At 40.2% G+C, this 6,472-nt stretch carries 7 protein-coding genes; 3 read left to right on the top strand and 4 right to left on the bottom strand.

The features are described from left to right. Positions 1-145: 145 nt before the first annotated feature. From DW917_RS15635 to DW917_RS15625, 3 genes are read left to right on the top strand one after another with little or no spacing between them, the layout of a single operon-like run. Entirely contained in the window at positions 146-772 is a 627-nt protein-coding gene (locus DW917_RS15635; RefSeq protein ID WP_147344229.1) for a hypothetical protein, read from the top strand. A 1-nt stretch (position 773) separates the two neighbouring features. Next, a complete protein-coding gene (locus DW917_RS15630) occupies positions 774-1,487 on the top strand; it encodes a DUF3307 domain-containing protein (protein ID WP_118120211.1) in 714 nt (237 codons plus the stop codon). A 9-nt stretch (positions 1,488-1,496) separates the two neighbouring features. Beyond that, positions 1,497-2,027, top strand: a complete 531-nt coding sequence (locus tag DW917_RS15625) for an Rpn family recombination-promoting nuclease/putative transposase (protein ID WP_370453545.1) — start codon at positions 1,497-1,499, stop codon at positions 2,025-2,027. A 148-nt stretch (positions 2,028-2,175) separates the two neighbouring features. Here DW917_RS15625 and DW917_RS15620 read toward each other — a convergent pair whose 3' ends face one another. The 4 genes from DW917_RS15620 to DW917_RS15605 form a co-directional block, all read right to left on the bottom strand. Then, a complete protein-coding gene (locus tag DW917_RS15620) occupies positions 2,176-3,681 on the bottom strand; it encodes a fimbrillin family protein (protein ID WP_118120209.1) in 1,506 nt (501 codons plus the stop codon). 30 nt (positions 3,682-3,711) lie between these two features. After that, positions 3,712-4,707: a fimbrillin family protein gene (locus DW917_RS15615; protein WP_118120207.1), complete on the bottom strand. Its 996-nt coding sequence runs from the start codon at positions 4,705-4,707 to the stop codon at positions 3,712-3,714. Positions 4,708-4,740: 33 nt separating this feature from the next. Further along, positions 4,741-5,655, bottom strand: a complete 915-nt coding sequence (locus DW917_RS15610; protein ID WP_118120205.1) for a fimbrillin family protein — start codon at positions 5,653-5,655, stop codon at positions 4,741-4,743. A gap of 61 nt (positions 5,656-5,716) precedes the next feature. Continuing rightward, positions 5,717-6,472: FimB/Mfa2 family fimbrial subunit (locus DW917_RS15605; RefSeq protein WP_118120203.1), on the bottom strand; the 756-nt coding region annotated here is incomplete at its 5' end.

Genomic DNA, 6,472 nt, shown 5'->3' with positions numbered 1-6,472 from the left:
CCATCTTTTCCTTCATAAAAAATGGGAAAAATCAAATAAAATAGCTTGATTACGCAAAATCAAGGTAATATCTTTGATTTTTTAAAAGAAAAATATTATCTTTGCATCAGATTTAATCAAACTATTCAAGTTTATGATAAAAAGCGTGATTACAGGAGATTTAGTAAACTCCACAAATATTGCTGCAAAATGGAGGCAAACGGTATTGGATACATTGAATGTATGCGTTGCAGATTTTCTGCCTCTAACTCTCTGCAATCTGGAAATGTATCGAGGTGATAGTTTTCAAATAGTTGTTGATAAACCAGACTATGCCTTGGCTGTAGCTATTGCGCTAAGAGCAAAACTTAAAGCAATGACTCCAAGCAAACAGCAGCTTTGGGATGCTAGATTATCCATTGGTATTGGTGACATTTCTTTTGAAAGCGACAATATAGTAACTAGTGATGGAGAGGCTTTCAGATTATCTGGCCGTTCGTTTGACAATATCGGGAAAAAAAGACTGAGCATATCGACTACATGGTCTGATTTTAATAAAGACATGGAGCTGGTCACTCGTTTTGCTGATGACATAATTACGTCATGGACTGCTAAACAGGCAAAAGTAGTCTATCAGGCAATACTCTTTCCTAAACTTCAGAAAGACCTTGCTGAGGATTTGGGCATGACAAGACAAAACTTTAATTATCACTGGAGTTCTGCTAAGGGTCAGCTAATCCTTGACTATGTGGAATATTTCAAATCGTTAATCGCAAAATACAATAAGCAGTAACATGGAATCAATCATCATTTTTATAAAGTTACTCTGCGCCCATCTATGTTCTGATTTTATACTTCAAACAGATAGTATCAATAATGGGAAGCGCAAACCTGGTATTAAGGGGATTGGTTATCTGTTACTTCATAGTACCATACATGCATGTGTGGCATATATGTTGGTGGCGGATTGGTTATGCTGGCTTGTACCTTTGGTTATTTTTGCCAGCCATTTTATAATAGACTTGATTAAATGTAGGTGCTATCAGGATTCTCTTTCTACATTTCTTGCAGATCAGTTTTTACACATTATAATAATTGGAGTATTATGGTTCGTTTTCTACGGAGATGGTACCGTTCTTTCATATATTGAGAACCATTGTTCTGCAAATGTTTGGTTAACCGTCGTGGCATATATATTAATGTTAAGACCATCTTCTATCTTATTGGGGTTGTTTCTTAATAAATGGACACCTGTATCTTCTAACACACAGAGTTTACCTAATGCCGGACAATGGATAGGTTATATTGAAAGAATCATGATTCTGACATTCGTCCTTGTTGGCAGTTTCGAAGGGGTCGGCTTCTTGCTGGCAGCAAAGTCTGTTTTCCGTTTTGGTGAATTAAACAAAGCCAAGGAAATTCGCACAACAGAGTATGTGTTGATAGGCACTTTTTCTAGCTTCACCATAGCAATTCTTACAGGAATAGCTATAAAAAGTTTATTCTAAAAAAAGTCTATATGTCACGATGCAGAGTGGCCTATAGATCTTTTCATCCACAACTACCGCATCGTGCATGATAAGGACAGCAATAAGGTCATCAAGGGCTTGCATTTCACCTTCATAGAACTCCCTAAGTTCACTCCACATTCCATCGCCGACAAGCGCATGATGGTATTGTGGCTCCGTTTCCTCACGGAAATCAATTCCAACACGAAAGAGATTCCTGCCGACCTGCTTAATGATCCGGAGATTGGGAAAGCCGTAGAAGATCTTGAAGTTTCCGGCTTTACTGATGCCGAACTCCGTGCCTATGATAAATTCTGGGATTCGGTAAGCGTAGAAAGAACCCTCATGGATGACAGATATCAGAAAGGCATAGAAAAAGGTAAGGAAGAAGGCAGAGCTGAAGGCATGGAAAAAGGCATGTCCCAGCGAAGCCTTGAGATTGCCAGGAAGATGCTGGCAAAGGGTATGGATGAAGCATCGATCATGGATATGACGGGGCTGACGGCAGAGGAGATAAAACTGCTGAAAGCGGAGATGTAGATTACGAATATCACCATATAATTAAGGGTCTATACGCCACCTGTTCATCGTGGCATATAGACCCTTGTCGTTTCCCGTGAAATGCGGGTGAATATATGTTGCTGAGCACCTAATACTCCTGCCCAGCTTAGGAGTTTATCTAATGTTATTAATTTTCATATTTGATATTTCCACATGTTATGGATTTGAATTTTTTTCCAAGAAATCGTATTCGTAAATGATCGTCAGACCTTGCATAAGGCGCAGATTCGACAGAGTGCCACCCTTCATCATCACTTCCTGTCATAACCATTTGATCTTTTGACAAAGTTAAATCTACAACTTCAGTATATACACCATCAAAGATACTGATACCTGCTGCGGAAATATTACCTAATGTCACCGATTCTAGATTTTGACAATAGGAAAAGGCAAGGTAATCTATAAATGAAACTCTCGGAGCATAGATTGTTTCAAGACGATTACACTCCTGAAAAGCATACCTGTCTATATGCTTTACCTCTGGCAAGTTAATTGATTTCAGCGGTTGACAATTCGAAAATGCATTAGACGGCAAAGTCTCAACTCCGTAAACAGTTAATTCTATACTGCCTTTACTTGCACTTTTTAGAGCTTCTCTTATAGCATCAAACACACTCTTATCTGCATTTGCATCTAAAGTGATTTCAATGTTCTTTTTGTTCGCAGCCAAAGCCTTTTCTATCACCAGTAAGGCATTTTCTGTAGTTGTTACAGCATCGCCCCCTTCGATAACGCTGCCTGTACTCCAATCAGTAACATTTACATTTCCTACCGCAGCATTATCCTTACCTATTTTTACATTATAGGTATAGCTCTGAGCATATTCGTGAGCAGGAATACCCTTTACAAACAAGTCTTTTGACAATGTTGGATTGCCATCTTCATCATTGTATGTCACTGTGAGTTTGAGGAAATTCTCTCCATCTTTTTTTTCACCAGGTGCAACCAATGCATAGAAGACATTATTGCCATTCTCATCAGGAGTTGGATCTTTATAAGCTGTGATTTCTTCTATGTTCTCATTTTCTCCTACTTGCTCTTCTGCCGAAACATGAAGTTTTGAATAAACTTTTACATCGGTAAGCACAGGATTCAGTCCATCGAATTCATTGCCAAAAGAACTTACTCTGACAACAACACGAGCTGTTTGACGCTGAAAATATAACTCCAACATTCTATCTTGAGGAGCTTTAGCCTCAATTCGATTAGTCCACATATAATCAGACTTGGCTATTTTGTCAAGGGTAGATTGGTCAGCAGACACATATCCACTATATATCGTATTTACAGTGTTTTCACTTGCGCTATAAGGGTATATTGCTTTGAACTCCTGTAAGCCACCCGTCCAACACAAATAGTCACCATTTTCTGGTATCCAATTGTCACCACTTTTAGTGTAATTTACGGTTTTACCATTAGTCAATATGCGGATTAAATCGCCATCATTAAACACAGACAGAGCTTCTTCTGTTTTGCCCACTGGATTACTACGTGTAAAAATACTATTTTTACCAACGTTGGCTGTAACCTCAACTACATTGCTCAAAGTATTTATACCTTGCTCTTCCTCATTAGAGCAAGCAGCGAGCATTGCAACAAATGCTAATGCGCCAATATATTTTGTTATCTTCATATTTTGTATCTATTAATGTCAAACAAACTTTTATTCTGTCTCTAAATTGTCGGTATGCTCTTCCCCCCAAGGACTTACCCCAATGTAACTTATCTGTACCACATCCTTGCCTACCAATAAATGCAACTGATGGCTTTTCCCTGACAAAAATACAACATCATTTTCTGTAGCAGTCCAAACATAAGAATTGCCATTCACTTTAAAACCGATGCTAAATTTCCCAGATGTGACAGACTGTGGGATTACAATAGCTGAATAGTTGAAAGTTGGATGGGCTGTTTTTTCATCGGCTCCATTGAATTTAACAACCTCAGGAGTAATAGCAGTTGCACCTTGGGTGTTATCAACTTTTGCAACTATTGATTCTGCTGTAAAATCCACCTTACTACTTAGGATAGTTCCATTTATCTTTACATCTGTTACTGATTCTGCCGTAATAGGCTTTTCCTTGTTTTGGTTAAACTCATCTCTTAGCTCGATAGTCAGATTCAACTGACTAAGGATATGGGAGAATGTAATGTCAACAGCTTGGTTGGCATTCAATTCCGTATCAGGAGTGAAGTTCTTTTGTCTATAAACAATGAAGTCTGAAGTATAGTCATTAGCATTGCTTTGGTCTGCCTGTACAGCAAAAGCGTAATCATTATTTCCATAGACTTTAACTTTGCCATTTGCATCTTCGGTAGTCTCCTGATATGGCGCATAAGCCAGAATGTCAACAGCGGTAGTTGAATTCTGCCACAACATCTGGGTAGCAGGAATCCAATTGCTGCCTTCCTTTGTTACCTTGACGTTATCATAGGTATATGTTTCGCTATTAGCATTCTTGATGCAGAAGCCAAACGAATTAAGCTTGTCGGTGCTGTTTCCATAAGAGGCACGGGTATTCATGCCATCTACGCTTGTCATGATTCTGACCACATTATCCATTGGATAATTGCTCTGTGCCAATTCATCCTCACTGGAGCAGCTGGCAAAAACTGCCGTTGCCAAAGCTGCCATTGCTAATATTTTAATTGCTTTCATATTGTCGAATTTTATGTTTTAATTTTAAGAAAGTTAATCGTAAGCCTCACCCTTGATAGGTTCGCCTGTAGAACCCCAGTCTGAGATGTTAACATCGCCAAGTTTTATGACGTCACGTCCTACCTCCAGGTTGACGGTGGTAATCTTGCCACTCTCAAACTTGAAAGGAGTTCCGTTGTCGTAGATGAAGTCCTTGCCGCCAATGGTGATGATTATCTTCTGAACACCATCCTGCGGGATGATGATGGAAGCATATTGCTTGTTGGCGGTTAATGCTGGCATGTCGAAGTCTGCTTTATCTTCTGCTACAGCAGACGGGGTGACAACCTTGGTCAGATAATTGATGGTTGCTTTTTTTGCGGCATTGCCTACAGCTACCTTATCTACGGTAGGTCCCTCTGTTCCCCACTGGTTCTTATAGGTAAGGTTCACCACAAGTTTTGCCATCACGTGGGTAAAGGTGAGAGGAACAGGTTGCTGTTCATCGACATTATAGGATAAGCCATCTTTGTTGACTGCCACCAAGAGGTCGCTTTCTGTTTGCTTGTTCACATCGAATGTATATTCTCCGGCAGAAAGGTCGGATATTGCTGAAATAGGGTATACACCGATGAAATAATGCTTGTCGCGGTTGTTCTTCCAAAGCATCTGTGGAGTAGATACCCATGAACCGTTAGTCAACTTGTTGATAGCGTTGTTCACCACACGCTCTCTTGTCTCAGGAGCAACAGTTGCATCGCCAGTCCAGGCATACACACTGATTTCATCACCCTCCTCAAAGGTTTGTCCACCCTTCTCATCTGTGGCAACACGTGTCATATTGCCGATACTGGTAGAAACGGTGATATACTTGGAGGTCTCGCCTCCGATACCATTCTCGTTGTCAGAACAACTTCCCAATGTCAAGAACATTGCCATCAGGGCAAAGAGATAAGTCTTCTTTTTCATTGTCTTTTACTATTTTATGTTTATATTCTTGTTTTGATTCTTGCTTAAATGAGAGGGGCGCTTAATCTTCAGGATTCAGGATTTCACCACGGTATATCCATTCCTCAGTCCAATCATCTATCTTCGTGCTCGTAAGATACATGTAAGGTTTCATCTCCTCAAATTCCAAGTTAATCTTGTACTTGCCGCCAGATTTCATGACGGGTGCTTCGATGTCGTAGTTGCTAACTACTCCCCCAGGAGAAATCAGTTGGATAAACAACTTGGTGGTATGTAAACCGTTGGCTGTCGGCATCAAGCGTAATGTTTCCGTTTTTAAAGTTTCGCCAGGCACTGCGATTCTCAAAGGTATATCACACTCTTCCTTTGTATAGCTTGCCGTCCCGAATGTTCCATCCTCATTCTTTTGCAGGGGAAGGAGTCCAGTTGCCACATTCAGAACCTTGCCTATCATTGCAAAATTGTCAGGAACTCCTTTAATGAAGATGGTCAATTCTGCAAGTATATGGCGCATTTCATTTTTGGTTATGTAGTTGACAGTTGATTTGTCAATACCGATGTCCGTGACACCATAATAGGCATGGTCGGGCGAGGCACTTGGATTGGACAATCCAAACATGAGTTGGTTCATATTTAAGGTTGCTCTTGTAGCCTCACCGATAAAAAATGGTTCTATAAGGTTAGTAGCAGCCAGAATCTGATAATGCCCAACTGGAAGAGCGAAGCGTTGGCTCGCCACCTCCTGCGCACTACCATAATGTTTTTCCTCAACTAAGGAACCGTCATCGGCATTGAATATCCAGAGCTTCACATCCTT

Origin of the sequence: Prevotella sp. AM42-24, assembly GCF_003461825.1 — a bacterium.
Taxonomy (GTDB): Bacteria; Bacteroidota; Bacteroidia; order Bacteroidales; family Bacteroidaceae; genus Prevotella; species Prevotella hominis.
Note: the sequence above shows the minus strand (reverse complement) of the source record. Positions and strands in the feature narration are given on the sequence as shown.